Here is a 26,481-nt window from a genome sequence, read left to right on the forward strand (position 1 = left end):
GGCTACACCTGCCTGCGCAGCCGCAGACCACTGGGAGTCATCGAGAAACCGGCCTCGACGAGGACATCGACGAAGAGGTTGCCGTGCACGCTTTCGCCGTTGATCTTGTCGATCACCAAGCTGTCGACTCTGCGGTCGCGCACCAGCCCGGCCAGCGCCATCGCCGCCGCCCGGCGCAGGCCGATGTCCTCGGTGAAGCTGAGCAGCGTTTTGCCGCCGCGTTCGGAGTAGAGCACCAGTTCGCCGCCGACCAGCACCACCAACGCGCCGGCTTTGCGCCCCGGCCGATGACCGCCTTCCGCATCGCCCTTCGGCCACGGCAGGGCCGCGCCGTACGGGTTGGCCGGGTCGCAGGCCGCGAGCGCGAGCGCGACACCCGCTCTGGTGCTGTCGCGGTCGGTGTCGAACGAACGCAGCCGGTCGACGGTGTCGGTGGTGGAGAACTGGGCGCCGCCGAGCGTGTCGACGAAATAGCCGCGCCTGCACCGGCCGCGATCCTCGAACTCGGTGAGCACCCGGTACATCAACTGGAAACCGCCTGCTATCCCTTCGTTCTGCACCGAACCGCGAGTCAGCACGCCGTAGCGCTCGATGAGCTGATCGGCGGTGGCGTGGGCGCGCACGGTGTTGTCCTGCACGCGTTCGGGCAGGATCGACCAGCGTCCCGCCAGGGTCGGCGGGCCGGACCGGGTCGGCATCGATGGTCGCGGCAGGTACGCGCGGCCGCGGGGAGCGCGGCGTGGGGTGCGGTGCGCGGTGGTGCTGCGGGCGGTGCCGGACAGCAGCGCGCGCACCGGGGCGAAGGTGTCACCGGAGACGTAGCCGGCCCAGACCAGCTGCCACAGCGCGTCCCCGGCTGCCTTGTCGTCGAGCAGGCCCGCGGTATCGGAGAGCTGGCGGAAGAAGTAGGCGCCGCCGCCGCTCAACGTAATCGGCAATCGGGTGCCACCACCGGCATCGGCGGGTGCGGTGTGTTCTGGGCCGGGTCGTCGGTCAGCAGCGGGAGGTTGTGCCGACGCGGCGTCGAGGTCGACGACCTTGTCGGCGGCCACCTTGCCCCGAGCGGCTTTCGGGCGGGTAGCGGGTGCGTCCGAGTCGGTCGGCGACGTGGAGGCGGTTCGCGCGGGTCCAGGCTCCAGGTTCGCGCCGAGGGCGGCCAGGAGGCCGAGTTGGATGTCGGTCGGTTCGATCTCATCCGCCGGAGGCAGGGTGAACGGAGCCTGGTCGGCCAGGTGCAGGGCGATCCAGCCGTCGCGGGCGGTGATGGCGCCGTGTCCCGACCACACCACCTCGCCGGTCGCCATCAGCTCGTCCAGCATCGCGGGGGAGTAGTCGCGGACTCGGGTGGGCAGGATCAGCGACTCCCAGGCCGAAGCCGGAATCGGGACGCCCGCGAGCTGTTCCACCACGGTGGCCACGCCGTCGACGCCGCGCAGTTCGCCGGAACCGACGTGTTGCCACGCGGGCAGGAAACGGGCGAAGGCCGCGGTGGTGACCGGTTCGACCTCGTGCCGAGCGGCAGCCAGGGATCGGCGGCGCAATCGGCGCAGAACCTGGGCGTCACACCACTCGCCGCCGGCGGTACCTGGCGTGAATTCGCCTTCCACAACGCGCTTCTCGGCAAGCAGACGGTGCAGCGAAGTCGCGGCCACCGCGGTACCCAAGCCGAACCGCTCGGCGACCGCGGCCGTCGTGAACGGTGCGTGCGTGCGCGCGTAGCGGCCGACCAGATCACCGAGCGGATCGGGCACCGGTTCGATGAACGCCGCGGGCACCCCGATCGGCAGTGGCACGCCAAGTGCGTCCCGCAGGCGAGCGGCATCCTCGACTGCCACCCACCAGGTCCGTCCCGCGAACGAAACCTCCAGCGCCCGTCGCGAATCCCGCAACTCCGCGAACCACGCCGTGGCATCGGAATCGGCGAGCGGCACATCGGTGCCGCGAGCGGACTCGCGTCCCTCGTCCGGCGTGCTGTGTGATGGTTCGTCGGGTGGGTGGGCTCCGGTGTCCATCGCTTCGGTGTGGCGAGCCGCGGACGCGGTGCCGGGGCGGGGGACGCAGCGGGCCGCGGCCTCGGCGGGAGTGAGGGGGCCGAGGAGGCGCAGCAGGTCGGCCAGACCTTCGGAGTCGCGGGCTCGGCGTTCGGGGGTGCGGCGCTGGAGTTCTTGTTCGGTCAGGGTGATGACGGCGGGGTCGAGGAGTTCGCGGAGCTCGACGCGGCCAAGGAGTTCGGCGAGCAGGCTGGAATCCAAAGCCAGTGCGGCGGCTCGGCGTTCGGCCAGCGGGCTGTCGCCGTCGTAGAGAAATTGGCCGATGTAGGAGAACAGCAGGGCGCCGGCGAAGGGGGACGGGCTCGCGGTTTCGACTTCGATCAGGCGGATCTCGCGGCGGGCGACCTTGGTGAGCAGGTCGCGCAGGGCGGGCAGGTCGTATACGTCGCGCAGACATTCGCGGACGGTTTCCAGCAGGATCGGAAACTGCGGGAATTTGCGTGCCACGTCCAGCAATTGGGCCGAGCGCTGCCGCTGCTGCCACAGCGGGGCGCGCTTGCCGGGGTCGCGACGGGGCAGCAGCAGTGCCCTGGCGGCGCATTCGCGGAAGCGCGAGGCGAAAAGGGCTGAGCCGCCGACCTGTTCGGTGACGATGTCGTCGATCTCGTCGGGCTCGAAGGCGAACAGTTCGGCGCCGGGTGGCTGGTCGGTGGTGTCGGGTAGACGCACCACGATGCCGTCGTCGGACGCCGTCGGAGCGGCATCGATGCCGAACTGTTCCTGCAGGCGCGCGCCCACCGCCAGCGCCCACGGTGCGTGGACCGGGGTGCCGTAGGGGGAGTGCAGGACCAGCCGCCAGTCGCCGAGTTCGTCACGGAACCGCTCCACGACCAGTGTGCGATCGGTCGGCAATTGACCGGTGGCGCTGCGCTGTTCCTCGAGCAGACTCACCAGATTCGCTGTCGCGTTCTGATCGAGCCCGGCAGTTCGCACCAACTGTTGGAGCCGTGCCGCCGGCTTGCCCTGCTCGACGACCGCGCCCGTCTCGACACCCATGTTCGCCACGATCCGGCTCAGCCCATCGGCGGGAACCTGACCCGCCGTCCGCACGAATTCGCCCAGCGCGGAGCCCAATTCGGCCGGGCGGCCAAGGCCGTCACCATGCCAGAACGGCAACCTGCCAGGCAGCCCGAACGCCGGTGAGACCAGCACCCGGTCGAAGGTGATCTCCTCGATCCGCCAACTGGTCGCACCGAGCGCGAACACATCACCGACGCGCGATTCGTAGACCATCTCCTCATCGAGTTCGCCCACCCGGGAAGCCTTTTCGCCCACCATGAACACCGCGAACATCCCGCGGTCGGGGATCGCGCCACCGGAGGTCACCGCCAGGCGCTGCGCACCGGGACGCCCGGTGATCGTGCCCGCGTCGCGATCCCACACCACGCGGGGACGCAGTTCGGCGAACTCGTCGGACGGATAGCGCCCGGCCAGCAGGTCGAGCACCGATTCGTAGGCCGAGCGAGGCAGATTCGCATAGCTGCCGGTGGAGCGGACGAGATCGAACCAGGCGTCGACGTCGATGGACTCGAGCGCGCAGGCCGCGACCGTCTGCTGGGCGAGGATGTCGAGCGGGTGCGCGGGAATCTGGAGCTTCTCGATCTCCCCCGTGAGCATGCGCTGGGCGGCGACGGTGCAGTGGATGACGTCGGTGCGGTGTTTGGGGAACAGCACGCCACGCGAGATCTCACCCACCTGGTGCCCGGCGCGCCCGACCCGCTGCAGCCCGCTGGCCACCGACGGCGGTGCCTCCACCTGCACCACCAGGTCCACCGCACCCATGTCGATGCCGAGTTCGAGGCTGCTGGTGGCCACCACGCAGCGCAGGCGACCGGTCTTGAGGTCGTCCTCGATGATGGCCCGCTGTTCCTTGCTGACCGACCCGTGATGTGCCCGTGCCAACAGCTGGTCGGCTCCGTGGATCACCTCGGTGGACGGTCCGAGCTGGGCGGGCGGCTTGTGCTCGGTCGCCACCGGTTCGCCGAGCCGGGCGGCGTAGGTCTCGTTGAGTCGCGCCGTCAGCCGCTCGGAGAGCCGCCGGGAGTTGGCGAACACGATCGAGGACCGGTGCTCGAGCACCAGGTCGACGATGGCCTCGTCGACATGCGGCCAGATCGAACCCGGCTGATCGGAATCGCCCCCGGGATCGGTCATATCGGCTACCGGCACCCGCACCGACAGGTCGAAGGTCTTCGGCGCGGGCGGGCGCACAATGGTGATCGGGGCGTGCCCGACCAGAAACCGCCCGACCTCCTCGGGCGGCCGCACGGTTGCCGACAGCCCGATCCGTTGCGCCGGCTTGTCGGTGAGCTGATCCAGCCGGGCCAGCGAGAGCGCCAGATGCGCCCCGCGCTTGGACCCGGCGATGGCGTGCACTTCGTCGACGATCACGGTGTTGACCTGGGCGAGCGTCTCGCGAGCCGCGGAGGTCAGCAGCAAGAACAACGACTCAGGAGTCGTGATGAGAATGTCGGGCGGCGTGCGCAACATGGCCCGTCGCTGGGCTGGTGGCGTGTCACCGGAGCGCACCCCCACCGAGATATCCGGCGGGTCGAGCCCCAATCGTTTCGCCGTCTGCGTCACGCCGACCAGCGGCGCCCGCAGATTGCGCTCCACGTCCACGGCCAGCGCCTTCAAGGGCGAGACGTAGAGCACCGACGTGCCCTGCGGCGCCCCCTGCTCTGGCGGCTCGCGCTGCGCCAGCTGGTCGATCGCCCACAGGAACGCCGACAACGTCTTGCCCGACCCCGTCGGCGCGATCACCAGCGTGTGCTCGCCGGCGGCGATCGCGTCCCACGCGCCGAGCTGGGCCGACGTCGCGCCGGGGAAGGCGCCGTCGAACCACTGGGCAGTAGCGGGGGAGAACCGATCCATAGCACCAAGTGTGCACCGACCCACTGACACCTTCGCCGGCGTCACGCACCCCGACCTGCGTCGACGTGTCGCTGACCGGGCCCGCGTGTAGCCCGGGGTGTGGCGTGGATCGCACTCGTCGCTACCCTCGACTCTCGTGCAAACGGTGCTGAGAGTCGACCTTGTCGGCCATGGCCTTACCGAGGCGGTACGTAAGGCGCGTTTTCCTGTCGATGAACCCCTGGACGAGTCGGGGCGGGCTGCTGTGCGGGCCTGTGCGCCGCTCGACGACGCGCTGGTGCGCACGGGGCCGGAGCGGCGGGCTCGCGAGACCGCGGAGGAATTGGGCCTCGTCGGCGAACAAGACGTGCGATTACGGGATCTCGATGCGGGGTCGTGGCGGGGTAGTGAGATGAGCCAGCTCGCTCAGGGCCAGTTGTTCGCCTGGCTGACCGATCCCGAATTCCGTGGGCACGGTGGCGAATCGGTCACCGAACTGGTCGATCGGGTGCGGTTCTGGTTGGCCGAGATCGCGTCGTCGGGGCGCGACACCGTGGCGGTGACGCATCCGGCTGTGGTGCGGGCGGCGCTGCTCGTGGTGCTCGACGCACCGGCGAAGTCGTTCTGGCGCATGGATGTTCCGCCCGCGAGCGTCACTCGCCTGCACTATCGGGGGAACTGGACGCTGCGACTCGGCAACGCGTAGCGCCCGGCGACAGAGAACGAAGAAGGCCCCGGATTCGAAAATCCGGGGCCTTCTTCGTAGTAGCGGGAACAGGATTTGAACCTGCGACCTCTGGGTTATGAGCCCAGCGAGCTACCGAGCTGCTCCATCCCGCGTTGCAAATACCACTTTACACGGGATGGGGTGGAAGACGAAATCGCCTGGTGGGCGCAGTCGCGCGGTGCGTGATCAGCCGAAATGGATGCCCTGTGCGAGCGGGAGTTCGGTGGAGTAGTTGACCGTGTTGGTGGCGCGGCGCATGTAGGCCTTCCATGAGTCCGAGCCCGATTCGCGACCGCCGCCGGTGTGCTTCTCCCCGCCGAACGCGCCGCCGATCTCCGCGCCCGACGTCCCGATGTTGACATTGGCGATGCCGCAGTCGGAACCGGCGAGGAACCGTTCGGCCTCGCGCTGGTCGAGGGTGAAGATGGACGAGGAAAGTCCCTGGGTCACACCGTTGTTCAGGGCGATGGCCTCGTCGAGTTCGTCGTAGGTCAGCACGTACAGGATCGGCGCGAAGGTTTCCTCGCGCACGAGTTCGGTCTGCGCGGGCATGCGAACGAGGGCCGGTCGCACGTAGTAGGCGTCCGGCCCGAGCAACTCGACCCGCTCACCGCCACAGACGATCTCGCCGCCTTCGGACACCGCCCCGACCAGCGCCTTCTGCATCGCCGCGAAGGCGTGCTCGTTGATCAGCGGCCCGACCAGCACCCCGTCGTCGAGTGGATTCCCCACGGGCAGTTGGCGGTACGCCGCGGCGAGTCGTTCGACCAGCTGATCGGCGATCGAACGATGCACGATCAACCGCCGCAGACTCGTACACCGCTGCCCCGCCGTCCCCGCCGCCGAGAAGACGATGCCGCGCACCGCCAGCTCCAGATCGGCGCTCGACGCCACGATCGCGGCATTGTTGCCACCCAGCTCGAGCAGGCACCGCCCGAACCGCGCGGCCACCCGCGGGGCGACGGTGGCGCCCATCCGCACCGAACCGGTCGCGCTCACCAGGGCGACCCGGGAATCGTCGACCAGTGCTGAGCCGACGGTAGCGTCACCTCGAATCAGCTGGTGTACTTCGGGATCCGCACCGACATCGATCGCCGCGCGCCGCAGCAGCGTATGACACGCCAACGCGGTCAACGGTGTGGTCTCCGAGCTCTTCCACACCACCGTGTCACCGCACACCAGCGCGATCGCCGTATTCCAGGCCCACACCGCGACAGGGAAATTGAACGCCGAGATCACCCCGACCACACCGAGCGGATGCCACGTCTCCATGAGCCGATGGCCGGGCCGCTCCGAAGGCATTGTGGCGCCGTAGAGTTGGCGTGAGAGCCCGATCGCGAATTCGCAGACGTCGATCATCTCCTGGACTTCGCCCAGTGCCTCGGGGCCGATCTTGCCCGCCTCCAGGGTCACCAGCTCGGCCAGCTCGCCCTGATGGGTTACCAGCAACTGGGCCAGCCTGCGCACCAACGCTGCTCGCACGGGTGCGGGGACCGTGCGCCACGCCTCGAAGGCGGTCGCGGCGCGGCCGATCGCGGCGTCGACGTCGGCGGGAGTGTCGATGGTCAGTGGCAGCAGCACGCCGCCGGCGATCGGTGTGCGCGCGAGCAGCGGGCCGGGTTCCGGCACAGCGGCGCCGAGGCCGTGCAGGAGCGCCCTGGCTCGCAGGGAAAGCTGCTCGGAGAAGTTCACGGTCTGCGTCATCGGTACTCTGCTCACCTTCTGCTGTTTGGTACGACTCACGGAAATGTTCGGGAGAATTCGGTGGGGAACGGAAAGAAGTTTTCCCCGCGCGAGCCCCACGCTGCGTTAGCCTTCGCTGATGGCGGAAACACCGGTTCGACCCCAGCTCGACGATATCGATCGACTATTGATCAAAGAACTGATGGCCGACGGTCGCGCCACCTTGTCGAATCTGGCGGAGAAGGCCAGCCTCTCGGTCTCCGCGGTGCAATCGCGGGTGCGCAGGCTCGAAGCGCGCGGCGTGATCCGTGGGTACGCGGCGCAGGTGGACCCCGAGGCACTCGGGCACTTGTTGTCGGCGTTCGTCGCGATCACTCCTCTCGACCCGTCTCAGCCCGATGACGCGCCCGCATTGTTGCAGCACATCCCCGGCATCGAGGGGTGCCACTCGGTGGCGGGCGAGGAGAGCTACGTGCTGCTCGTGCGGGTGGCCTCGCCCCGGCATCTGGAACATCTGCTGCAGGAGATCAGGGCCACGGCCAACGTGCACACCCGCAGCACGATCATCCTGCAGACATTCTATGACAGGTAGCTATCCTTCGTAATTTGATTCGTCATTCCGTAGAACTTCCGTAAATATTTGCGTATCGTCGGTTTCGTGACCATCGAACTGGAGCGCCCCGGCGCGGCGGTCATCCCCGCCAACCGGGTCAACGAAATCCTGTCCTCGCACATCCTCGCGGACGGCTTCGAGCTGGTGCTCGACCTCCACAAGTCGCACGGCCGCATGCTTGTCGACGAACGTAACGGCACCAGCTATCTCGACATGTTCGGCTTCTTCGCCTCCAACGCGCTCGGGATGAACCATCCCGACCTGGCAGGCGACGAACGTTTCCTCGCCGAACTGACCACCGCCGCACTGAACAAGCCGAGCAATTCCGACATCTACACCGTCGAGATGGCCCGCTTCGTCGATACTTTCGCCCGCGTTCTCGGCGACCCCCACCTACCGCACCTGTTCTTCGTCGACGGTGGCGCGCTCGCGGTGGAGAACGCGCTGAAAGTCGCTTTCGACTGGAAGAGCAGACACAACGAATTGCACGGCCGCGCACCGGAACTCGGTACCAAGGTGCTGCACCTGACCGGCGCCTTCCATGGGCGGAGCGGCTATACGATGTCGCTCACCAATACCGACCCGGTCAAGACCGCGCGTTTCCCGAAATTCGATTGGCCGCGCATCGACACACCGCACACCGGTGCCGGGCCCGATATCGAGGCTCTCGAAGCACACGCGCTGGCCCAGGCCGAACAGGCCTTCGCCGAAAACCCGCACGACATCGCCTGTTTCATCGCCGAACCGATCCAGGGTGAAGGTGGCGACCGCCATCTGCGGCCGCAATTCCTCGCGGCCATGCAGCGGCTCTGCCATGCCAACGACGCGCTCTTCGTTCTCGACGAGGTGCAGACCGGCGTCGGCCTGACCGGAACCACCTGGGCCTACCAGCAATTGGGTGTTGCGCCCGATGTGGTGGCCTTCGGTAAGAAGACTCAAGTCTGCGGGATCATGGCAGGCGGGCGGGTCGACGAGGTGGCCGACAATGTCTTCCATGTGAGTTCGCGACTCAACTCCACCTGGGGCGGCAACCTCACCGACATGGTCAGAAGCCGGCGCGTTCTCGAAGTGCTGGAACGGGATCGGCTGATCGAGGGCGCGGTGCCGCTCGGCGCCTTCCTGCTCGACCGGCTCGGCGAGCTCGCCGCCGCGCATCCGGACATGGTCAGCCAGGCGCGTGGGCGTGGGCTGATGTGCGCGGTGACGCTGGCGACGCCGGAGTTGCGCGATCGGGTGGTGACGCAGCTGCGCGAACGTGAGCATGTGCTGCTGCTCGGTACGGGGGAGCGCGGCGTCCGTTTCCGTCCGCCGCTGACCGTCACCGAGAACGAGCTGCGTCAGGCCGTCGACGCACTCGACGCGGTGCTCACGCGAGAACGCCGGTAACTCACCGGATTCCGGACTGGGCCGACGGCGTGATCGCCGTCGGCCCAGTTCCTTCTTCGCTCGGATGTCCGCGCCGACCTCGGACGGTTCAGCGCAGCGCGACAAATGATCAGGCGGGCACGGGCGTCAATCCGAGTGCGCCGGCGACGAATCGGTGGACCGAGGCCAGACCTGCGGCCAGTGCCTCGTCTTCACCGGGACGGGCCCACCCCGTGACGGTCGCGGTGTCGTCCGCGCCCGGCGTCACGCCGATCTCGGCGACCATCTCGGCCGTCGTCGGAACGCAGACCGCCCAGGAGAAGTGCGACTCGTCCGCCCACTGCGCCGACCGGGTGGCCACATACTCGGGATCGGTGATGCCGCCGGCGGCCAGCGCGGGTCGATCGTCGATCCGCTCGTCGGCGCGAAGGGCGCGCAGATACCAGGACCCTGCGTTGATCTCGATCGGTTCCACGCCTCGCAGCCTATAGGCGGTGGTTCAGGTCGGCCTCCCGGCCTGAACACGGTCACGGTCTTTGTCGCGGCCCGCCCGATTCTGGACTGACCAGAGGGTGCGACGAAGGAGTGCCCGCCGGGAGGGAAGAATCGGGGCCCGAAGGGCCGCGACCCGCGGCGCCAGCCGCCAAGGATCAGTCAGGCCGTGCGGAGGGTCCCGCCGCCGAGCAGCGAGTGCACCGCCGTGCGGCCGATGTCTAGGGCGCGGGTGAGCAGGTCGGTGTCGCGGGCCGCGCTGTCGATGGCGGGCGAACCGGCGGGCGGGTGGACCTGGAGGACCTGATCGCCGAGGCCGTCGAGGTAGCTGTCCTCCATCGCCTGCTGGCCGGGCCGCTTGCTCCACGCCCGGAACGCACCGGGCGCGATGGCCCGCATGTAGCCGCCGCCGACCACCCGATGCAGCAGGGGAGCGGGCGGGCGGAGTTCGTCGGTTCGTCGGGTCCGCAGGACCAAGGCGTGGGTGGTGCCCGCGGCCACGGCGGTGCGGATCGGCACGGTTTCGGTGAGCCCGCCGTCGAAGTAGCTGCCACCCGCGAGGGTGACCGGTGGTCCCGCCAGCAACGGAAGGCCCGCAGAGGCCCGCAGCGCCGTCATGAGGGTCTGTTTATCGGTGATGTAGGGACCGAGGTCCACCGACTCCCCGGTGCGGATATCGGTCGCGATCGGGTGGAAGGTGGTGGGGTTGGCCAGGATCGCGGGGAAGTCCATCGGCTCGATGCCGTCGTACACGCGGTGCACGAGATAGTGCAGATCGAAGACCGGGCGGCCGCGGAAGATGCGGACCGGGTCGACCACGCGGCGCATGATCGCCGGATCGGTCCACGAGCGCATCCCCGTCGCCGCGCGCCCGCACAGCAACCAGGCGCCGTTGATCGCCCCGGCCGACGTGCCGTAGACGGCGTCGAACACCCTCGCCAGGCCCAATTCCTCCAGCGCCTGCACCATGCCGCTGGAGTACACACCGCGGCTGCCGCCCCCCTCGATCACCAGCGCGAGGCGGTTACCGTCGGTGCGATGCCCGGTTTCCCGGCGGCTCTGGATGACCTCGGCCACCGTTGCCGAACCCGGCGTCGAGAGCGGGTCCAGATCGGTGTGCGCAGTACTGGTCACCCGACCCACGATACGACAGAACCCGGCCGCTCGGCCTGCGGAGATGGGTGATCTTCGCCGTTCGTTCAGCTGGCCGTCCCCGCGACTTCCGCCGGTCGCGAGGAGACGGGCTCGGACGCGTCCGAAGGCCGGTGTTTCCCGCGAGAACGACAACGGGCGCCGGTCGGGAAGACCGGCGCCCGTTGGTGAAGAGCTTCTACTTGATCTCCGCCAGGACGGTGCCCTGGGTGATCGCCGCGCCCGCCGCGACAGCGAGCCCGGTGACGACACCGGCCTTGTGCGCGTTGACCGGGTTCTCCATCTTCATGGCCTCGAGCACGACGATCAGGTCGCCCGCCTCGACGGTCTGGCCCTCTTCGACCGCGACCTTCACGACGGTGCCCTGCATGGGCGCGGTCACCGCGTCACCGGAGGCGGCACCGGCACCGGCGCCACCACGCTTGCGCGCCTTCGGCTTCTTGCGGACCACACCGTTGCCCGCCGAACCGGCCGCACCGCCACCGAGGGTGAACTGACCGGGCAGCGACACCTCCACGCGACGGCCACCGACCTCGACGACAACCTTCTGCCGGGGCAGATCGTCGTCGTCATCGTCGGCCGCGCCACCGGCGGTGTACGGCTCGACGGTGTTCTTCCACTCGTTCTCGATCCACTTGGTGTAGACGTCGAAGGTCTGGCCGTCACCGATGAAGGCCGGATCCTCGATGACCGCGCGGTGGAACGGGATCACCGTCGCCAGGCCCTCGACCTCGAACTCGGCCAGCGCGCGACGGGCACGCTGCAGCGCCTGCTCGCGGTTCTCGCCGGTGACGATCAGCTTGGCCAGCATCGAGTCGAACTGACCACCGATGACGCTGCCCTGGACCACACCGGAGTCGACGCGCACACCGGGACCCGAGGGCTCGCGGTAGACGTTCACCGGGCCGGGAGCGGGCAGGAAGCCGCGACCGGCGTCCTCACCGTTGATCCGGAACTCGAACGAGTGGCCACGCGGGGTGGGGTCCTCGGTGATGGTCAGTTCCTCGCCGTTGGCGATGCGGAACTGCTGGCGCACCAGGTCGATGCCCGCGGTCTCCTCGGTGACCGGGTGCTCCACCTGCAGACGGGTGTTCACCTCGAGGAACGACACGGTCTCGCCCTGCACCAGGTACTCCACGGTGCCCGCACCGTAGTAGCCCGCCTCGCGGCAGATGCGCTTGGCCGACTCGTGGATGGCGGCGCGCACCTCGTCGGACAGGAACGGCGCGGGCGCCTCCTCGACGAGCTTCTGGAACCGGCGCTGCAGCGAGCAGTCGCGGGTACCGGCGACGACCACGTTGCCGTGCTGGTCGGCGATGACCTGGGCTTCGACGTGGCGGGCCTTGTCGAGGTACTGCTCGACGAAGCACTCGCCGCGACCGAACGCGGCGGTCGCCTCACGCACCGCGGAGTCGAACAGCTCGGGGATCTCCTCGATGGTGTGGGCGACCTTCATGCCGCGGCCACCGCCACCGAAAGCGGCCTTGATGGCCACCGGGACGCCGTACTCCTTGGCGAACGCGACGACCTCGTCGGCGTTCTTGACCGGGTCCTTGGTGCCCGCGGCCATCGGCGCCTTCGCCTTCTCGGCGATGTGACGCGCGGTGACCTTGTCACCCAGGTCGCGGATGGACTGCGGCGACGGGCCGATCCAGATCAGCCCGGCGTCGATCACGGCCTGGGCGAAGTCGGCGTTCTCGGAGAGGAAACCGTAGCCGGGGTGGATCGCGTCGGCGCCGGACTTGGCCGCGGCGTCGAGGATCTTGTCGAACACGAGGTACGACTCGGCAGAGGTCTGACCGCCGAGGGCGAACGCCTCGTCGGCGAGCTTCACGAAGGGAGCGTCGGCATCGGGCTCGGCGTACACCGCGACGCTGGTGATTCCCGCGTCCTTGGCAGCCCGGATCACGCGAACCGCGATCTCGCCGCGGTTAGCTACGAGTACCTTTGTGATCCGTGCGCTGGCATGGCTGGGCACTGAGCCTCCTGTGTGCAATCTTTGGTCGCGTCGGGGTACGGGTCGCCGGTTAGGCCCCGTGCCCGGTATCGACAACTTTCGTCTCGGGCGAGTGTAGGCAGTGTGCCAACCCTGCTCGAACTCGGCTAGCCCTACTGTCCAGTAGGTCGCAGGTCACACTACGCGGCGCCCGAGGATGTGAACATGTTTCAAATGATCTGATTCGCGACACCGGGCTCGGTGCCGGTGACGATCGGTACGCGCACCGAATTGCCCCATTCGATCCACGAACCGTCGTAATTACGTACCGACCTGCGGCCGAGCAGGAACGTCAGGACGAACCAGGTGTGGCTGGACCGCTCGCCGACCCGGCTGTACACGACCAGATCGTCGGCGGGCAGCGCGCCGTAGACCTCGTCCAGATCGGCGCGCGAGCGGAAACGGCCGTCGTTCGTGGCCGCCTCGGTCCACGGGATGTTCACCGCGGTCGGCACGTGCCCGCCACGCAGGGCGGCGTACTCCTGGTTGAGTGGTTTGTCCTCGAGTTCGCCCGAGTACTCCTGCGCCGAGCGCACGTCGACCAGGGGCTTGCCGAGCCTGCCGAGCACCTCCTCGCGGAACGCGCGCGCGGTCGAGTCGTCGCGGACCACCTCGGGGTAGTCGCTCGGCACCGGATAGGGCTGGTCGAAGGTGGTGTCGCGTTCCTCGGAGATCCAGGCGTCGCGGCCGCCGTCGAGCAGGCGCACGTCCTCGTGGCCGAACAGCGTGAAGATCCACGCGGTGTGCGCGGCCTGGGCATTGCCGCGATCGCCGTAGATCACGATGGTGTCGTCGCGCTCGATACCTTTGGCGCGCATCAGCTCGGTGAAGCGCTTGCCGTCGACATAATCGCGGGTCACCGGGTCGCTCAGGTCGCCGCGCCAATCGATTTTGACCGCGCCCGGGACATGGCCGATGTCGTAGAGCAGGATGTCATCGTTGGACTCGATGATTCGTAAACCACGCACGCCGATGTTTGCGGACAGCCATTCTGTGGTTACCAATCGATGCGGGACTGCGTAGGAACCGAAGGCGGGGTGCGGATCCGGGGCGACAGGCACAGTGTGGTCCTTCACGCGAGTTGGGTGGGTGCGACCACTGTGTGGTCGCAGCCGATGGTAAGTGTGTGGTGGCACATCACGAATCGACACAATGGGCGAATAAAGCGCACGGATGTCCGATAAAGTCTCTGGAGAGGAGGGGTGAGCTATGTCCGATTCTTGGCCGCGACGGCGACTGCTCGCGATCCTACGTGGCGCCACCGAGCCCCTCGATGCCCAGGAACTTGCCCGCATCACCGGACAGCACGTCACCACCGTCCGATTCCACCTCGATGTCCTCACCCGTGAATCGCTGGTTCGCCAGTTCCAGCAGCCGCCACGCGGGCGCGGACGCCCACGCATCGGCTATCGCGCGGTGCAGCGCTCGGTGGGATATCAGGAGCTCGCGCAGGTACTGGCCGACCATCTCGGCCCCGATCCGGTCGCCCGGTCCGCCGCCGCCGTGGCCGCGGGCCGCGCCTGGGGCGCGCGGATGGATATCGGCACGCAGCCGGTGGAAACCCTGGCCGACGCCAGGGACATCACCATGTCGCTGATGTCGGAACTCGGGTTCGCGCCCGAGAAGGACCCGGCCGGCGAGACACCGGAACACGTCCAGATCAACCTCACCGCCTGCCCGCTGCGGGAACTGGCCCGCTCGCACGCCGAGGTGGTGTGCGGTGTGCACATGGGCCTCATGCGGGAGGTGCTCGAACGCAACGGCGCCCGTGGCCGGGTGGACGTGCAGCTGCACCCGTTCATCGAGCCAGAGCTGTGTACGGCCCGGCTCGACCTGACGATGACCGCGCCCGATCGCACCCCGGCCAAGGAGCCGGGCGATCAGCACGTGATCGCGCCGTCAGTCCCGCGGATCCCGCCACAGCTGCGTGACACCGATACCGACGTCTTCGAGCAGTCGGCGCAACAGCGGTAGACCGAGCCCGATCACACTGGACGGGTCGCCGTCGATCCGGTCGACGAACCAGCCGCCCCGGCCGTCCAACGTGAACGCGCCCGCGACCTTGAGTGGTTCGCCGGAGGCGATGTAGGTATCGAGTTCCTCCGGCGTCGGCTTCGCGAAATGCACCGTGGTGCTGCTGCATTCGGCCGAGTCCGCGACGATCTCGCCATCGCGCAGTCGCAGGACGCAGTGTCCGGTGATCAGGTCCGCGCTGCGCCCGGCCATCGTGGCCCAGCGCTCGCGCGCCACCTCCGGGGTGTGCGGTTTACCTTGGAGCTCCCCGTCGACGAGCAGCATCGAATCGCAGCCGACCACGACACAGTCCGCGCTGAGATCGGGAATCGACGCGGCGACGTCGACCGCCTTGGCGCGAGCCAGGGCAACGACGACATCGTGCGACGAGGTGCCCGCGGGCAGCGCCGCCGCGACCGCGTCCTCGTCTACGCCCGAGACCCGCACGACGGGGTCGATGCCCGCGTTGCGCAGGATCCCGAGCCTGCCGACGGAGGCCGACGCGAGAACCAGCCTGGTCACCGCAGCACCAGCTCGTTCACCGCAGCACCCAGCTCGTTCACCTCAGCGCAGATGCGACAGCATCGGGTACACGTACGGCGAGAACGGGTTCGTGCCCCGATGCATGATCGTCGCTGTGCCCCAGGCGTCGGCCGGTCCGTTCGATCCAGCAGCGGGCGCGCTGGCGGCCGCCACGCTCAGGACGGCGACCAGAGCCGCGATGTCCTGATCGGTGGGCGAGCCCTTGAGAATGCGGAACAGCGGCTCGCCCGCGGCGTCGACGGGGGCCTGCGCCACCGCGTCCACTGTCAGTTGAGCCTCTTCGACGAGTGGTTCGACGGCGAGCTCGAGCTCGGCGACTGTCAGCACGTCTTCTTCTGCCACAGTTGTCACAGTGCCAGATCCTTCCTGCACTTACTTCGCTTCACAGCGCGGTTGCCGCGATCATTCCCGGTAGAACCGCGCTGATCAATAGTTGCTTCCCACAATCAGTGTGCGCGGCTCTTCGGGAATATCGCGTTTTCAGAGCGGAATGTTGCCGTGTTTCTTCGGCGGCATGGTCACCATTTTGCGTTCGAGGAGCCTCAGCGCCGACACGATCTGGCCACGGGTGTGCGAGGGCGGGATGACCGCGTCGACGTAGCCACGCTCGGCGGCCACATACGGGTTCACCAGAGTGTCCTCGTACTCGTTCTGCAGCTCGAGGCGCAGTGCGTCGACGTCGTCGCCGTTCTTGGCGGCTTCGAGCAGCTGCTTGCGGTAGACGAAGCCGACGGCGCCCGAGGCACCCATCACGGCGATCTGCGCGGTCGGCCACGCCAGGTTCACATCGGCGCCCATGTGCTTGGAACCCATGACGTCGTAGGCGCCGCCGTAGGCCTTGCGAGTGATGATCGTGATCTTTCCCACAGTGGCTTCGCCGTAGGCGTAGAGCAGCTTCGCGCCACGGCGGATGATGCCGTTGTATTCCTGGCCGGTGCCGGGCAGGAAGCCGGGCACGTCCACCAGGGTGATGATCGGGATGTTGAAGGCGTCGCAGGTGCGCACGAAGCGCGCGGCCTTCTCCGAGGCGTCGATGTCGAGGCAGCCGGCGAACTGGGTCGGCTGGTTGGCGACGATGCCGACGCTGCGCCCGTCCACCCGGCCGAAGCCGCAGATGATGTTCATCGCGCGCTCGGCCTGGACCTCGAGGAACTCGTCGTCGTCGAGCAGACGGCGGATGACCTCGTGCATGTCGTAGGGCTGGTTCGGCGAGTCCGGGATGATCGTGTCGAGCTCGATGTCCTCGTCGGTGAGGGCGTCTTCGATCGCACCGTTGATCGGGTCGGTCGGCGCGTGGCGCGGGGCCTCGGCGCGGTTGTTGCTCGGCAGGTAGCCCAGCAGGTCCTTGACGTAGTCGAGGGCGTCCTGCTCGCCGGAGGCGACGTAGTGGGCCACACCGGACTTCACCATGTGGGTGTGTGCGCCACCGAGGTCCTCCATGGAGACCTCTTCACCGGTGACGGTCTTGATCACGTCGGGGCCGGTGACGAACATCTGGGAGGTCTGATCGACCATCACCACGAAGTCGGTGAGCGCGGGGGAGTACACGTGACCACCGGCGGCGGCACCCATGATCAGCGAGATCTGCGGGATCACGCCGGAGGCCTGCACGTTGCGGTGGAAGATCTCGCCGTAGAGCCCGAGGGAGACGACGCCCTCCTGGATCCGCGCGCCCGCGCCTTCGTTGATGCCGACCAGCGGGCGGCCGGTCTTGATCGCCAGGTCCATCACCTTGACGATCTTCTCGCCGTAGACCTCGCCGAGGGAGCCACCGAACACGGTGACGTCCTGGGAGAAGATGCACACGTCGCGGCCGTCGATGGTGCCGTAGCCGGTGACGACACCGTCACCGAGCGGGCGGTTGTGCTCGAGGCCGAAATTCACGCTGCGGTGCTTGGCCAGGGCATCGAGTTCGACGAAGGAGCCTTCGTCGACGAGGGCGAGGATGCGCTCGCGCGCTGTCATCTTGCCCTTGGCGTGCACCTTGTCGACCGCGGCCTCACCCATCGGGTGTTGCGCTTCTTCCAGCCGATTCCGCAGATCAGCCAGCTTCCCGGCGGTGGTGTGGATATCGGGGGTGCCCGCCGATTCCGATGCGGGCTGCTGCTGGACACTCGTCATGGGTTGCGAGTGTAACGAGTGACACCGTCACGCACTACGGCAGTCTCGCCTACCGGTCAGTAGAGAAACCCCAGCTAGGTATGGTCATGACCCTTCACAGTGAACTCCAGTAACGTGCCGAGAATGAACAGGGCACCCATCGATGTACCGCGTCTGCGCAGCTCGCAGGGACTGTCGTTCTACGACCGGGTCGATGTAGTCGAATCGACCGGATCGACCAACGCCGACTTGGTCGCCCGTGCCGCCGACCCGTCCGTCGACCGCCAGGCTCTGCTCGCCGAGGAACAGGTGAGCGGTCGCGGTCGGCATGCCCGCGCCTGGGTGAGTCCGCCGCGCGCGCAGATCTCGCTGTCGATCCTGGTGCGCCTGCCCGGCATCGACCCCGGCGCGCTCGGCTGGTTGCCGTTACTCACCGGGATCGCCGTGGTCGACGCGCTGCGCGGCGCGGCGGGCGTCGCACCGGATCTGAAGTGGCCGAACGATGTGCTGCTCGACGGCCGCAAGCTCGCGGGCATCCTGGCCGAGGTCGCCGCGACCGGCATCGCGCCCGCGGTGGTGGTCGGTATCGGGATGAACGTCGACCTCGACGAGTCGGAACTGCCTGTCGCCCACGCGACTTCGCTGTCGCTGGCCGGTGCGCGGAGTATCGACCGCACCGCCCTTGTCGCGGCGATCCTGGCCGAATTCGCGCGCCGCTTCACCGCATGGGAGCGGTCGGGCTGGGACAGCGCCGAACTGGCGACCGCCTATCGCGAACGCTGCGCCACCATCGGCGTCGACGTGCGCGCCGAACTTCCCGGCGGCAAGGTGATCACCGGTGTCGCGACCGGCATCGACGACACCGGTCGACTGCTCATCGGCGGCGAAGCGGTGTCCGCGGGCGACGTCTCCCACCTGCGCGGACAATACTGAGGACGGGCCCGAAGCGGGCCCGTCCCCGGCACGGATCAGCGTGCGGCCGCACCCGCGGTCGCACGCTCGGCCACCTCGCGCTCGCGCGCCAGCAGCCGGTCGCGCTGTTCCTCGAACCGCAGCACGTCCTTCTCCAGCTTGTCGATGAACAGCGCGAGCTCGTCGCGGGCCGCCTCGCCTCGCGCACCGAAGTCGTTGCGTTCGAAGACATCCCACTGCTTGAGTACCGGACGCACCACCTCGTCGAGGTGCTGGCGCAGGTCGTAGATGCCGTGCTTGGCCATCAGCACGCCGTTGCGCCGCCAGTTGGGCATGCCCGCGCCCGGCATCTGGAAATTGGTGAGCACCTTGGTGATCGCGGGCATCGCCTGGTCGGGGGCGAGGTCGAGGGCCGCCGCGCAGAGGTTGCGGTAGAAGATCATGTGCAGGTTCTCGTCGGTGGCGACGCGGGCCAGCATCTTGTCGGCGACCGGGTCGTCGCAGACGCGACCGGTGTTGCGGTGGCTCACCCGAGTGGCCAGCTCCTGGAACGTCACATACGCGACGTTCACCAGGAACCCACCCCAGTTCGCCGGTGCGTGCGCGCCCTGGGTCATGTGGACCATCCGCGCTTCTTCCAGCGCCACCGGGTCGACGCCGCGGGTCACCACGAGGTAGTCGCGGATCACGATGCCGTGGCGGTTCTCCTCGGCGGTCCAGCGGCCCACCCAGGTGCCCCACGCGCCGTCGAGGGAGAAGTTCTCGGCGATCTCGCGGTGGTAGGAGGGCAGATTGTCCTCGGTGAGCAGATTGGTGATCATCGCCGCCTTGGCGACATCGGTGAGCCTCGATTGCGAAGGCTCCCAGTCGGTTCCGCCCATCGCGGCGAAATTGCGGCCTTCCTCCCACGGCACGTAGTCGTGCGGATTCCAGTCCTTGGCGATGGAAAGGTGCCGGTTGAGGTTCTGTTCGGCCACAGGTTCGAGGGCCGTGAGGATTTCGAGCTGAGTCAGATCTTCGGTCACGCGTGCCTCCACTGTCGGTGTCGAGCAAGCAGATATGGGCAAAACCTGGCATCTAGCGTGTAATCCACAGTATCGCCTCAGCCGTGGCATCGAGAAATGCGGTGTGTCATCGCGGTACTGTTCGAGCATGGGTTACCCGGAGGATGTCCTCGCGCCCGACGAGCAGCTGATCCTGCACCGCCACCCGCATTGGAAAATGCTGGTCTGGCCCATCGTCTTTCTCATCGCCGCCACCGCGCTCGCCGGATTCCTCGGCGGGCTGGCCTACCGCAACACCACCGGCCACGCGCGCACGGTGCTGCTGATCCTGATCGGTCTGGTCTGGGCCGGGCTGATCGCGTGGCGGGTCGTCGCCCGGGTGATCGCCTGGAAGTCCACGCATTTCATCGTCACCGGGCGACGGGTGCTGGTGCGCCAGGGCGTGCTCACCCACACCGGCATCGACATCCCGCTCAGCCGCATCTCCAGTGTGCAGTTCCGGCACGGTCTCTGGGACCGGGTGCTCGGCACCGGCACGTTGATCATCGGGTCCTCGTCGGAGGAGCCGCTCGAATACGACGACGTGCCCCAGGTGCAGCAGGTCCACTCGCTGCTCTACCACCAGGTGTTCGAGGCGGGTCGTTCCGCCAACGAGCAGCACTGGGGTGGCGGCTACCGGTGAGCTGCCCGTCCTCGCTGATCAGAAACATTTAACCTGTGCACATGACCGCAGTCCTGCTGGCCGAAGACGATGAGGCGATCGCCGCACCCCTGTCGCGCGCACTGGGGCGTGAGGGCTACACCGTCACCGTCGAACGCTTCGGCCCCGCGGTGTTGCGCCGTGCCCTCGAGGGCAATCACGACCTGCTGATCCTCGATCTCGGCTTGCCCGGCATGGACGGGCTGGAGGTGTGCAGGCAGGTGCGCGCGAGCGGCGCCGATCTGGCTGTGTTGATGCTCACCGCCCGGACCGACGAGGTCGACTTCGTGGTCGGTCTCGACGCGGGTGCCGACGACTATGTCGGCAAACCGTTCCGGCTGGCCGAACTCCTCGCCCGCGTGCGAGCGCTGTTGCGGCGCAGCGGTATCGGTGACGACGCGGTGGAAGTCGGCGCGATCCGGCTCGAACCAGCGGCCCGCCGGGTGCTGGTGAACGGGGCCGAGGTGAACCTGGCCAACAAGGAGTACGAGCTGCTCAAGGTTCTCATCGACCGGGCCGGTCAGGTGGTGGCGCGCGAGACCATCCTGCGCGAGGTATGGGGCGACGCCGACCTGCGTGGCTCCAAGACCCTCGACATGCACATGTCCTGGTTGCGTCGCAAGATCGGCGACGAGGGCCCGATGGCGGAGCGCCGGATCGTCACCGTGCGCGGTGTCGGGTTCCGGCTCAATACCGACGGACCCACCTCGCACCGAGGCTGACGGGTGCGCCGCCGCATCCTGCGTTCGATCCTGACCGTGTTGACCATCACCACGGTGGTGCTCGGCGTGCCGCTGATCTACACGGCCTGGCTGTGGGTCGAAGACATCACCCGCAACGATCTGCAGAGCCGCCTCGAACGGATCTCGACCGAGGTGATCGCCCAGGAACGTATCGACGGGACCGTCCACGACGGCCTCGACGTACGAGCCATGAGCGCGCTGGTCCCTGAGGGCGGCAAGCTCACGATCGTCTACCCGACCCCGCAGGACAATGCCGCGCGTACCGATATCGGGGTCGCGGAGGTCGGCGATCCGCTGGTCGAGTCGCTGTCGATGGGTACGTCCGGTTCGCTGCGCCTCGAGGTGCCCGCCGGGCCGATGCACTCCCGGCAGGAGCAGGCGGTGGCCGCGGTGGCGCTGGCCGTGCTCGCCTCGCTCGGTGCGGCGTTCTCGGTCGCGGTGGTGACCGCGCGCCGCGTCGCCGACCCGCTACGCGACGTGGCCGCCAGGGCCGCGCGGCTGGCGATGGGCGACTTCCGGCCCGATCCGCGCCGCCACGGCATCGCCGAACTCGACCGGGTCTCGGACGTGCTCGATTCGGCGACCGTCGAGATCGCGGGCCGACTGCAACGCGAGCACGCGCTGGTAGCCGACGTTTCCCACCAGCTGCGCAGCCGCCTGACCGCCGTTCGCCTGCGCCTCGACGAGTTGTCCACCCATGCCGATCCCGAGGTGGTACACGAGGCAGAGGAGGCGATGGCGCAGGTCGACCGGCTCACCGAGGCCATCGACGACTTGGTCCGCGCCTCCCGCGACGAAGACGCCACCGACCGCGACCCGGTCCCGGTGGTGGCGGAACTGCGCGGCGTCGTCACCGAGTGGACCCACCCGTTCCACGAGGCCGGGCGCGAACTGCTGCTGCTCGGCGACGAATCCCTGCAGGCCCCGATCAGCGGTTCACGGCTGCGTGAGGCCGTCGCGGTGCTGGTCGACAACGCCCTGATGCACGGTGGCGGCACCTGCACGGTCTCGGTGCGCACGGTCCCGACGATGAGCTCGCGCGACCCGCTGATCTGTGTGGAGGTGTCCGACGAGGGCGAGGGTGTGCGCGATGAGCTCGCACCGCACATCTTCGATCGTGGTTTCTCCGCGGGCGGGTCGACCGGTGTCGGTCTCGCGCTTGCCCGCGCGCTGGTCGAGGCCGACGGTGGCAGGCTCGAGCTGCAGCGCCGCCGTCCGGCCCTGTTCGCGGTGTTCCTCGGCTCCAAGCTCAATCGCCCGCAGAACGCGACGCTGACCGAGCCGCGCTGACTTAATTGTCGGTGGACCGGGCTCAGCTGTGGCCGAGGTGCTCTTCCTCGACCAGGTCCTCGAACTCGGCGACGAGCTCGTCGATCTCGTCGGGGAACACCCAGCGCCGCATCGCCCAGAACCGGAACGCCATCTGCAGCAGATTGCCGATGATGAACGCGCTGAAGAAGTCGGCGATGTTCGCGACGGCGAAGCTCACATGCGGTTCGCGCAGATCGAGCACATAGATCGAGATCCACAGCGGGATATTGGCCAGGACCACGCCGATCCCGCTCACCCCGAAGAACAGCAGCGCCTCGTGATGCTTCTCCCGGCCGCCCCGATTCTTGAACGACCATTCCCGGTTGAGGATGTAGGAGGCGATCACCGCCACCACGCCCGAGATGATCTTGGCGGTGAGCGGTTTATCCGCGAGAACCGTCCATTTCAGGAGGTAGTACAGGCCGCTGTCGATCACGAACGTCGTGGCGCCGACGAGGGCGAACTTGATCAGCTCTTTATGCCTGATCGCGATTTCGCGCAGGCGCGGGGGAAGGACGCTGACCACGTCGTCGACGATTGACACGAGTTCTGAGTGTACCGGTCGCAAACATTCGCATTCGACATGACAACATTGCACGACGTGAGTGCACGTTCATTCGATCCGTCAGCCATGCCCACCGTCACGATGGTCGGTGGGGGCCAGCTCGCGCGCATGACGCACCAGGCCGCGGTCGCCCTCGGCCAGCGTCTACGGGTGCTCGCCGAGCGGCCCGACGACCCGGCCGCCCAGGTCACCCCCGACGTGGTGCTCGGCAGCCACGACGACCTGTCCGCGCTGCGCGAAGCCGCCCGCGGTTCGCACGCGCTGACCTTCGACCACGAGCACGTGCCGACCGAGCACCTCGACGTGCTGGTCGCCGAGGGCGTGAACGTTTCCCCGCCGCCACAGGCGCTGATCTTCGCCCAGGACAAGCTGGCGATGCGCAACAAACTCTCCGCGCTCGGTCTGCCGGTGCCCGCGTTCGTCGAGGTCACCGCGCCCGCCGACGCTGTCGCCTTCGGTGACGAGCACGGCTGGCCCTTCGTGCTGAAGGCCGTGCGTGGTGGCTACGACGGTCGCGGGGTGTGGATGCCCGCCGATGCGGCCGAGGCCACCCGGCTGGTCACCGACCAGCTCGCGCGCGGTGTGCAGTTGCTGGCTGAGTCGAAGGTCTCACTGAAGCGTGAGCTGTCGGCGATGGTCGCGCGTTCGCCGTTCGGGCAGGCCGCGACCTGGCCGGTCGTGGAGACGGTCCAGCGCAACGGTCAGTGCGCCGTCGTGATCGCCCCCGCCCAGGACCTGGACGAGGACCTCGGCGCGCGCGCCGAGACCATGGCGCTCGAGCTCGCCGCGGGCCTCGGTGTGGTGGGAGTCATGGCCGTGGAGCTGTTCGAGACCCACGACGGCGAACTCCTGGTGAACGAGCTGGCCATGCGCCCGCACAACTCCGGCCACTGGGGCATGGACGGCGCCCGCACCGGGCAGTTCGAGCAGCACCTGCGCGCGGTCCTCGACTACCCGCTCGGCGACACCAGCCCCCTCGCGCCGGTGACCGTGATGTCGAACATCCTCGGTGCCGCCGTGGCTCCCGAGATGTCGATGGACGAACGCCTGCATCACCTGTTCGCCCGCCTCCCCGAGGCCAAGGTGCACCTCTACGGCAAGGGCGAGCGCCCCGACCGCAAGATCGGCCACATCAACATCCTCGGCGACGACGTCACCGAGGTCCGCGAGCAGGCCGAACGGGCGGCGCACTGGATGTCGCACGCCGTCTGGACCGACGGCTGGGATCCGCACGGCGCGTGAAACTGATTCGACCACACTGCTTTTCGACCATTAAGGAACTCACGTGAGCACCAACGGACCCCAGGTCGGCCTCATCATGGGCAGCGACTCCGACTGGCCGACAATGGAAGCCGCCGCGGAGGCACTCGCCGAATTCGGCATCCGCTTCGAGGTCGGCGTGGTCTCCGCCCACCGCACCCCCCAGCGCATGCTCGACTACGCCCGCGAAGCCGCGGGCCGCGGGATCCAGGTGATCATCGCGGGCGCGGGCGGCGCGGCGCACCTGCCCGGCATGGTCGCCTCGGCCACGCCACTGCCGGTCATCGGCGTCCCCGTGCCGCTGAAGTACCTCGACGGCATGGACTCGCTGCTGTCGATCGTCCAAATGCCCGCAGGCGTCCCGGTAGCCACCGTCTCCATCGGCGGCGCCCGCAACGCGGGCCTGCTGGCCGCCCGCATCCTCGGCGCCTCCGACGAGTCCCTGCGCACCCGCATGGAACAGTTCCAGGCCGGCCTCGAACAGATGGTCCTGGAGAAGGATGAAGCGCTCCGCAACAAACTCCTGGGCTGACCCGATGGGGCGAAACCTCGCCCCATCGACGCGGAATCCGAATTGCCGAATTCCGGGGAATCGCCGCCGCTTTCGTGCTGATGTTCGATCAGACGTACCGTCGCCGCATGGTGACCTCATCGCACGAAGCGATGCATCGGATCTTCCAGCATGATGCGGCGGCGATTGCCCACGCCTTCGCCGTATTGAAGCTGCCATTCTCCAAACCGACTGCGGTAGAGCAAGTTTCGGTAGATCTCACGGAGACGAATCCGGTCGAGCGGCGTGCTGACACGATCTTGGACATCACGACTGTCGACGACAGGTTTCTGATGGTGGTCGAGGCTCATTCCTCTGTCGACGATTCCCGACCGGATTCCTGGTCGTATTACGTGACCTTCCTGCGCAACAAGTACAAGCTGCCCGTCATCCTCGTCGTCATCTGTCATGACCACGTCACCGCGCGGTGGGCGACAGCTCCGATGAAACTGGGGCACGCGTTCTGGACGACGATCACATTGCATCCGTTGGTGCTCGGCCCGAGCAATGTGCCAGCGGTCACCGACCCGGCCGTGGTCGTCCAAGATCTGCCCTTGGCGGCATTGTCGGCCGTCACCCATGCCCGTGAGGCGGAGATCGGTGCGATACTGAGAGCGATCGTTGCGGGCATCCGCCGACTCGGCGGGAACGAGACGACCGAGTTCTACGTCGAGTTGATCGAGCAAGGCATCTCCAATACCGAAGCCGCTGAGACCTGGAGGAAGTACATGGCAGTCGATCTCTCGTTCTTCCGATCGGAATCCGCGCAGAAGCTCCGGGCGCAAGGGCGCGCGCAAGGGCGCGCGGAGCGGTGCGTCGAGGATGTGCTGATGATTCTGCGGCACCGGGGCGTTGTCGTCACCGACGAGGTGGCGGACCGGATCCAGGATTGTGATGACGAAGATCAGTTGGCCGCGTGGCTCCGTCGGTCCCTGGACGTGTCCTCGGTGGCTGAACTGTTCGCCGAATGACAAGCACGCCGCTCGGGTGGTGTCGTTGTACGACGTCGTGTGAGGCACTTGCCGGGCGATGACTACGGTTGACCCCCGTGGCACACGATGATGCGGCGCAGTTTCGGCTCACGGTGGTTGATCAGGCGTTGCGGTTGTTCGCCGAGCGAGGGTACGAGGCGACGACGGTGGACGAGATCGCGGTGGCCGCGGGGATTTCGCGGCGGACGTTCTTTCGCCAGTTCCGGTCGAAAGAGGATGTGATCTTCGCTGATCACGAGTTCCAGCTGGCCTCGGCGCAGGAGTTCCTCGAAGGGGGCGAGGGTGATCCGTGGGATGCGGTGTGCGAGGCCGTGATCGGGGTGTTCGAGCGGTTCACGCAGTGGCGCGATATCGCGGCGCGGCGGTATCAGGTAGTGCGGCGGGTGCCCGCGTTGCGGGAGCGCGAGATCGTGACGGTGTTCCGGTACGAGCGGCTGTTCACCGAGTTCCTGCGCGGACGGTTGCCGGAGGTACCCGATCTCGCGCGGGTGCAGTACACGGCCGCTGTCACCGCCACGCACAACTACCTGCTGCGCCGGATGGTGCGCGGCGAATCGGGAGCGACGGTGGCCGATCTGCGCACCGAGTTGGACATGATCCCGCGTGGCAGGCGGGCTCAGGCCGAGCCCGAGGAGATGGTGCTCGCTGTGTTCCCCCGCGACATGCCGCCACGCAAGGTGGCCGATCTACTCACCGCCCGCCTCGGTAACCTGTGAGCGCCACTCACGCCGATGCGTGAGACGGTGACACTGAGTGCCACCCATATATCCCCATGTAGCGATAGAGTGCCGCGCGTATAATCCTCGGTAGATTGGCACTGCGTGCCGACGCACCACGCGCTGTGAGACCGCGCAGC

General features: G+C 67.9%; 23 protein-coding genes and 1 tRNA gene. 12 read left to right on the forward strand and 12 right to left on the reverse strand.

The annotated features are described in order from the left end of the window. Nucleotides 1-2 precede the first annotated feature (2 nt). A complete protein-coding gene (locus ACWZHB_RS33750; RefSeq protein WP_427905725.1) occupies nucleotides 3-4,925 on the reverse strand; it encodes an Lhr family ATP-dependent helicase in 4,923 nt (1,640 codons plus the stop codon). Between the two features lie 136 nt (nucleotides 4,926-5,061). Here ACWZHB_RS33750 and ACWZHB_RS33755 point away from each other — a divergent pair, with 136 nt between their 5' ends. Then, nucleotides 5,062-5,610, forward strand: coding sequence for a histidine phosphatase family protein (locus ACWZHB_RS33755; protein ID WP_427905726.1), 549 nt, complete (start codon nucleotides 5,062-5,064; stop codon nucleotides 5,608-5,610). A gap of 60 nt (nucleotides 5,611-5,670) precedes the next feature. Here the strand turns inward: ACWZHB_RS33755 and ACWZHB_RS33760 are convergent. Both ACWZHB_RS33760 and amaB read right to left on the reverse strand, forming a co-directional pair. Continuing rightward, nucleotides 5,671-5,744: transfer RNA gene (locus ACWZHB_RS33760), tRNA-Met, on the reverse strand. Nucleotides 5,745-5,817: 73 nt separating this feature from the next. Continuing rightward, on the reverse strand, nucleotides 5,818-7,335 hold the full coding sequence (gene amaB, locus ACWZHB_RS33765) for an L-piperidine-6-carboxylate dehydrogenase (RefSeq protein ID WP_427905727.1): 1,518 nt from the start codon (nucleotides 7,333-7,335) through the stop codon (nucleotides 5,818-5,820). A 118-nt stretch (nucleotides 7,336-7,453) separates the two neighbouring features. Between amaB and ACWZHB_RS33770 the strand changes: the two genes are divergently transcribed. Both ACWZHB_RS33770 and lat read left to right on the forward strand, forming a co-directional pair. Continuing rightward, the gene (locus ACWZHB_RS33770; protein WP_427905728.1) at nucleotides 7,454-7,906 is read left to right on the forward strand and encodes an Lrp/AsnC family transcriptional regulator; all 453 of its coding nucleotides are present in this window, start codon (nucleotides 7,454-7,456) and stop codon (nucleotides 7,904-7,906) included. A gap of 66 nt (nucleotides 7,907-7,972) precedes the next feature. Further along, nucleotides 7,973-9,313, forward strand: coding sequence for an L-lysine 6-transaminase (gene lat / locus ACWZHB_RS33775; protein ID WP_427905729.1), 1,341 nt, complete (start codon nucleotides 7,973-7,975; stop codon nucleotides 9,311-9,313). Nucleotides 9,314-9,422: 109 nt separating this feature from the next. On the opposite strand, the gene ACWZHB_RS33780 is transcribed toward lat, so the two are convergent. The 4 genes from ACWZHB_RS33780 to ACWZHB_RS33795 all read right to left on the reverse strand — a co-directional run bounded on the left by ACWZHB_RS33780 (nucleotide 9,423) and on the right by ACWZHB_RS33795 (nucleotide 13,993). Next, a complete protein-coding gene (locus ACWZHB_RS33780) occupies nucleotides 9,423-9,767 on the reverse strand; it encodes a hypothetical protein (protein WP_379236715.1) in 345 nt (114 codons plus the stop codon). A 179-nt stretch (nucleotides 9,768-9,946) separates the two neighbouring features. After that, nucleotides 9,947-10,918, reverse strand: coding sequence for a patatin-like phospholipase family protein (locus ACWZHB_RS33785; RefSeq protein ID WP_427905730.1), 972 nt, complete (start codon nucleotides 10,916-10,918; stop codon nucleotides 9,947-9,949). Nucleotides 10,919-11,114: 196 nt separating this feature from the next. After that, entirely contained in the window at nucleotides 11,115-12,914 is a 1,800-nt protein-coding gene (locus ACWZHB_RS33790; protein ID WP_427905731.1) for an acetyl/propionyl/methylcrotonyl-CoA carboxylase subunit alpha, read from the reverse strand. Between the two features lie 188 nt (nucleotides 12,915-13,102). Next, nucleotides 13,103-13,993, reverse strand: coding sequence for a sulfurtransferase (locus tag ACWZHB_RS33795; RefSeq protein WP_427905732.1), 891 nt, complete (start codon nucleotides 13,991-13,993; stop codon nucleotides 13,103-13,105). A gap of 148 nt (nucleotides 13,994-14,141) precedes the next feature. On the opposite strand from ACWZHB_RS33795, the gene ACWZHB_RS33800 reads away from it, so the two are divergent. Further along, on the forward strand, nucleotides 14,142-14,906 hold the full coding sequence (locus ACWZHB_RS33800; protein WP_427905733.1) for a helix-turn-helix transcriptional regulator: 765 nt from the start codon (nucleotides 14,142-14,144) through the stop codon (nucleotides 14,904-14,906). Here ACWZHB_RS33800 and ACWZHB_RS33805 read toward each other — a convergent pair. The 3 genes from ACWZHB_RS33805 to ACWZHB_RS33815 form a co-directional block, all read right to left on the reverse strand. Further along, entirely contained in the window at nucleotides 14,832-15,467 is a 636-nt protein-coding gene (locus ACWZHB_RS33805; protein WP_427905734.1) for a nucleoside triphosphate pyrophosphatase, read from the reverse strand. The two genes, ACWZHB_RS33800 and ACWZHB_RS33805, sit on opposite strands and share 75 nt — an antisense overlap. Nucleotides 15,468-15,509: 42 nt before the next feature. Beyond that, nucleotides 15,510-15,839 (reverse strand): acyl-CoA carboxylase epsilon subunit, encoded by a 330-nt coding sequence (locus ACWZHB_RS33810; protein WP_427905735.1) that lies wholly within the window; start codon nucleotides 15,837-15,839, stop codon nucleotides 15,510-15,512. Nucleotides 15,840-15,968: 129 nt separating this feature from the next. Beyond that, a complete protein-coding gene (locus ACWZHB_RS33815) occupies nucleotides 15,969-17,609 on the reverse strand; it encodes an acyl-CoA carboxylase subunit beta (RefSeq protein WP_427905736.1) in 1,641 nt (546 codons plus the stop codon). A gap of 123 nt (nucleotides 17,610-17,732) precedes the next feature. On the opposite strand from ACWZHB_RS33815, the gene ACWZHB_RS33820 reads away from it, so the two are divergent. Then, nucleotides 17,733-18,521: a biotin--[acetyl-CoA-carboxylase] ligase gene (locus ACWZHB_RS33820; RefSeq protein ID WP_427905737.1), complete on the forward strand. Its 789-nt coding sequence runs from the start codon at nucleotides 17,733-17,735 to the stop codon at nucleotides 18,519-18,521. A gap of 35 nt (nucleotides 18,522-18,556) precedes the next feature. Here ACWZHB_RS33820 and ACWZHB_RS33825 read toward each other — a convergent pair whose 3' ends face one another. After that, on the reverse strand, nucleotides 18,557-19,525 hold the full coding sequence (locus tag ACWZHB_RS33825; protein WP_427905738.1) for an acyl-ACP desaturase: 969 nt from the start codon (nucleotides 19,523-19,525) through the stop codon (nucleotides 18,557-18,559). 127 nt (nucleotides 19,526-19,652) lie between these two features. Here ACWZHB_RS33825 and ACWZHB_RS33830 point away from each other — a divergent pair, with 127 nt between their 5' ends. Genes ACWZHB_RS33830 through ACWZHB_RS33840 form a run of 3 tightly spaced genes read left to right on the forward strand, consistent with a single transcriptional unit; the run spans nucleotide 19,653 to nucleotide 22,237 of the window. After that, entirely contained in the window at nucleotides 19,653-20,186 is a 534-nt protein-coding gene (locus tag ACWZHB_RS33830; RefSeq protein ID WP_427905739.1) for a PH domain-containing protein, read from the forward strand. Between the two features lie 41 nt (nucleotides 20,187-20,227). After that, the gene (locus tag ACWZHB_RS33835; RefSeq protein ID WP_056818039.1) at nucleotides 20,228-20,926 is read left to right on the forward strand and encodes a response regulator transcription factor; all 699 of its coding nucleotides are present in this window, start codon (nucleotides 20,228-20,230) and stop codon (nucleotides 20,924-20,926) included. Nucleotides 20,927-20,929: 3 nt separating this feature from the next. Then, nucleotides 20,930-22,237, forward strand: a complete 1,308-nt coding sequence (locus ACWZHB_RS33840) for a sensor histidine kinase (protein WP_427905740.1) — start codon at nucleotides 20,930-20,932, stop codon at nucleotides 22,235-22,237. 22 nt (nucleotides 22,238-22,259) lie between these two features. On the opposite strand, the gene ACWZHB_RS33845 is transcribed toward ACWZHB_RS33840, so the two are convergent. After that, a complete protein-coding gene (locus tag ACWZHB_RS33845; RefSeq protein ID WP_266296331.1) occupies nucleotides 22,260-22,802 on the reverse strand; it encodes a GtrA family protein in 543 nt (180 codons plus the stop codon). 39 nt (nucleotides 22,803-22,841) lie between these two features. Here ACWZHB_RS33845 and ACWZHB_RS33850 point away from each other — a divergent pair, with 39 nt between their 5' ends. The 4 genes from ACWZHB_RS33850 (at nucleotide 22,842) to ACWZHB_RS33865 (ending at nucleotide 26,341) form a co-directional block, all read left to right on the forward strand. Further along, nucleotides 22,842-24,065, forward strand: a complete 1,224-nt coding sequence (locus ACWZHB_RS33850; protein ID WP_427905741.1) for a 5-(carboxyamino)imidazole ribonucleotide synthase — start codon at nucleotides 22,842-22,844, stop codon at nucleotides 24,063-24,065. A 43-nt stretch (nucleotides 24,066-24,108) separates the two neighbouring features. Beyond that, nucleotides 24,109-24,615, forward strand: a complete 507-nt coding sequence (gene purE / locus ACWZHB_RS33855) for a 5-(carboxyamino)imidazole ribonucleotide mutase (protein WP_427905742.1) — start codon at nucleotides 24,109-24,111, stop codon at nucleotides 24,613-24,615. A gap of 107 nt (nucleotides 24,616-24,722) precedes the next feature. After that, the gene (locus ACWZHB_RS33860; protein WP_427905743.1) at nucleotides 24,723-25,604 is read left to right on the forward strand and encodes a hypothetical protein; all 882 of its coding nucleotides are present in this window, start codon (nucleotides 24,723-24,725) and stop codon (nucleotides 25,602-25,604) included. A 77-nt stretch (nucleotides 25,605-25,681) separates the two neighbouring features. Continuing rightward, nucleotides 25,682-26,341, forward strand: coding sequence for a TetR family transcriptional regulator (locus ACWZHB_RS33865; RefSeq protein WP_427905744.1), 660 nt, complete (start codon nucleotides 25,682-25,684; stop codon nucleotides 26,339-26,341). The last annotated feature ends 140 nt before the right edge of the window (nucleotides 26,342-26,481 follow it).

Source organism: Nocardia sp. FBN12 (assembly GCF_054031145.1).

Excerpts from the sequence above, each read along its gene's own strand:
- ACWZHB_RS33750 (WP_427905725.1), bottom strand. The coding sequence starts at position 4,925 with ATGGATCGGTTCTCCCCCGCTACTGCCCAGTGGTTCGACGGCGCCTTC.
- amaB (WP_427905727.1), bottom strand. The coding sequence starts at position 7,335 with ATGACGCAGACCGTGAACTTCTCCGAGCAGCTTTCCCTGCGAGCCAGG.
- ACWZHB_RS33770 (WP_427905728.1), top strand. The coding sequence starts at position 7,454 with ATGGCGGAAACACCGGTTCGACCCCAGCTCGACGATATCGATCGACTA.
- ACWZHB_RS33800 (WP_427905733.1), top strand. The coding sequence starts at position 14,142 with ATGTCCGATTCTTGGCCGCGACGGCGACTGCTCGCGATCCTACGTGGC.
- ACWZHB_RS33815 (WP_427905736.1), bottom strand. The coding sequence starts at position 17,609 with ATGACGAGTGTCCAGCAGCAGCCCGCATCGGAATCGGCGGGCACCCCC.
- ACWZHB_RS33820 (WP_427905737.1), top strand. The coding sequence starts at position 17,733 with ATGAACAGGGCACCCATCGATGTACCGCGTCTGCGCAGCTCGCAGGGA.
- ACWZHB_RS33830 (WP_427905739.1), top strand. The coding sequence starts at position 19,653 with ATGGGTTACCCGGAGGATGTCCTCGCGCCCGACGAGCAGCTGATCCTG.
- ACWZHB_RS33835 (WP_056818039.1), top strand. The coding sequence starts at position 20,228 with ATGACCGCAGTCCTGCTGGCCGAAGACGATGAGGCGATCGCCGCACCC.
- ACWZHB_RS33850 (WP_427905741.1), top strand. The coding sequence starts at position 22,842 with ATGACAACATTGCACGACGTGAGTGCACGTTCATTCGATCCGTCAGCC.
- ACWZHB_RS33860 (WP_427905743.1), top strand. The coding sequence starts at position 24,723 with ATGGTGACCTCATCGCACGAAGCGATGCATCGGATCTTCCAGCATGAT.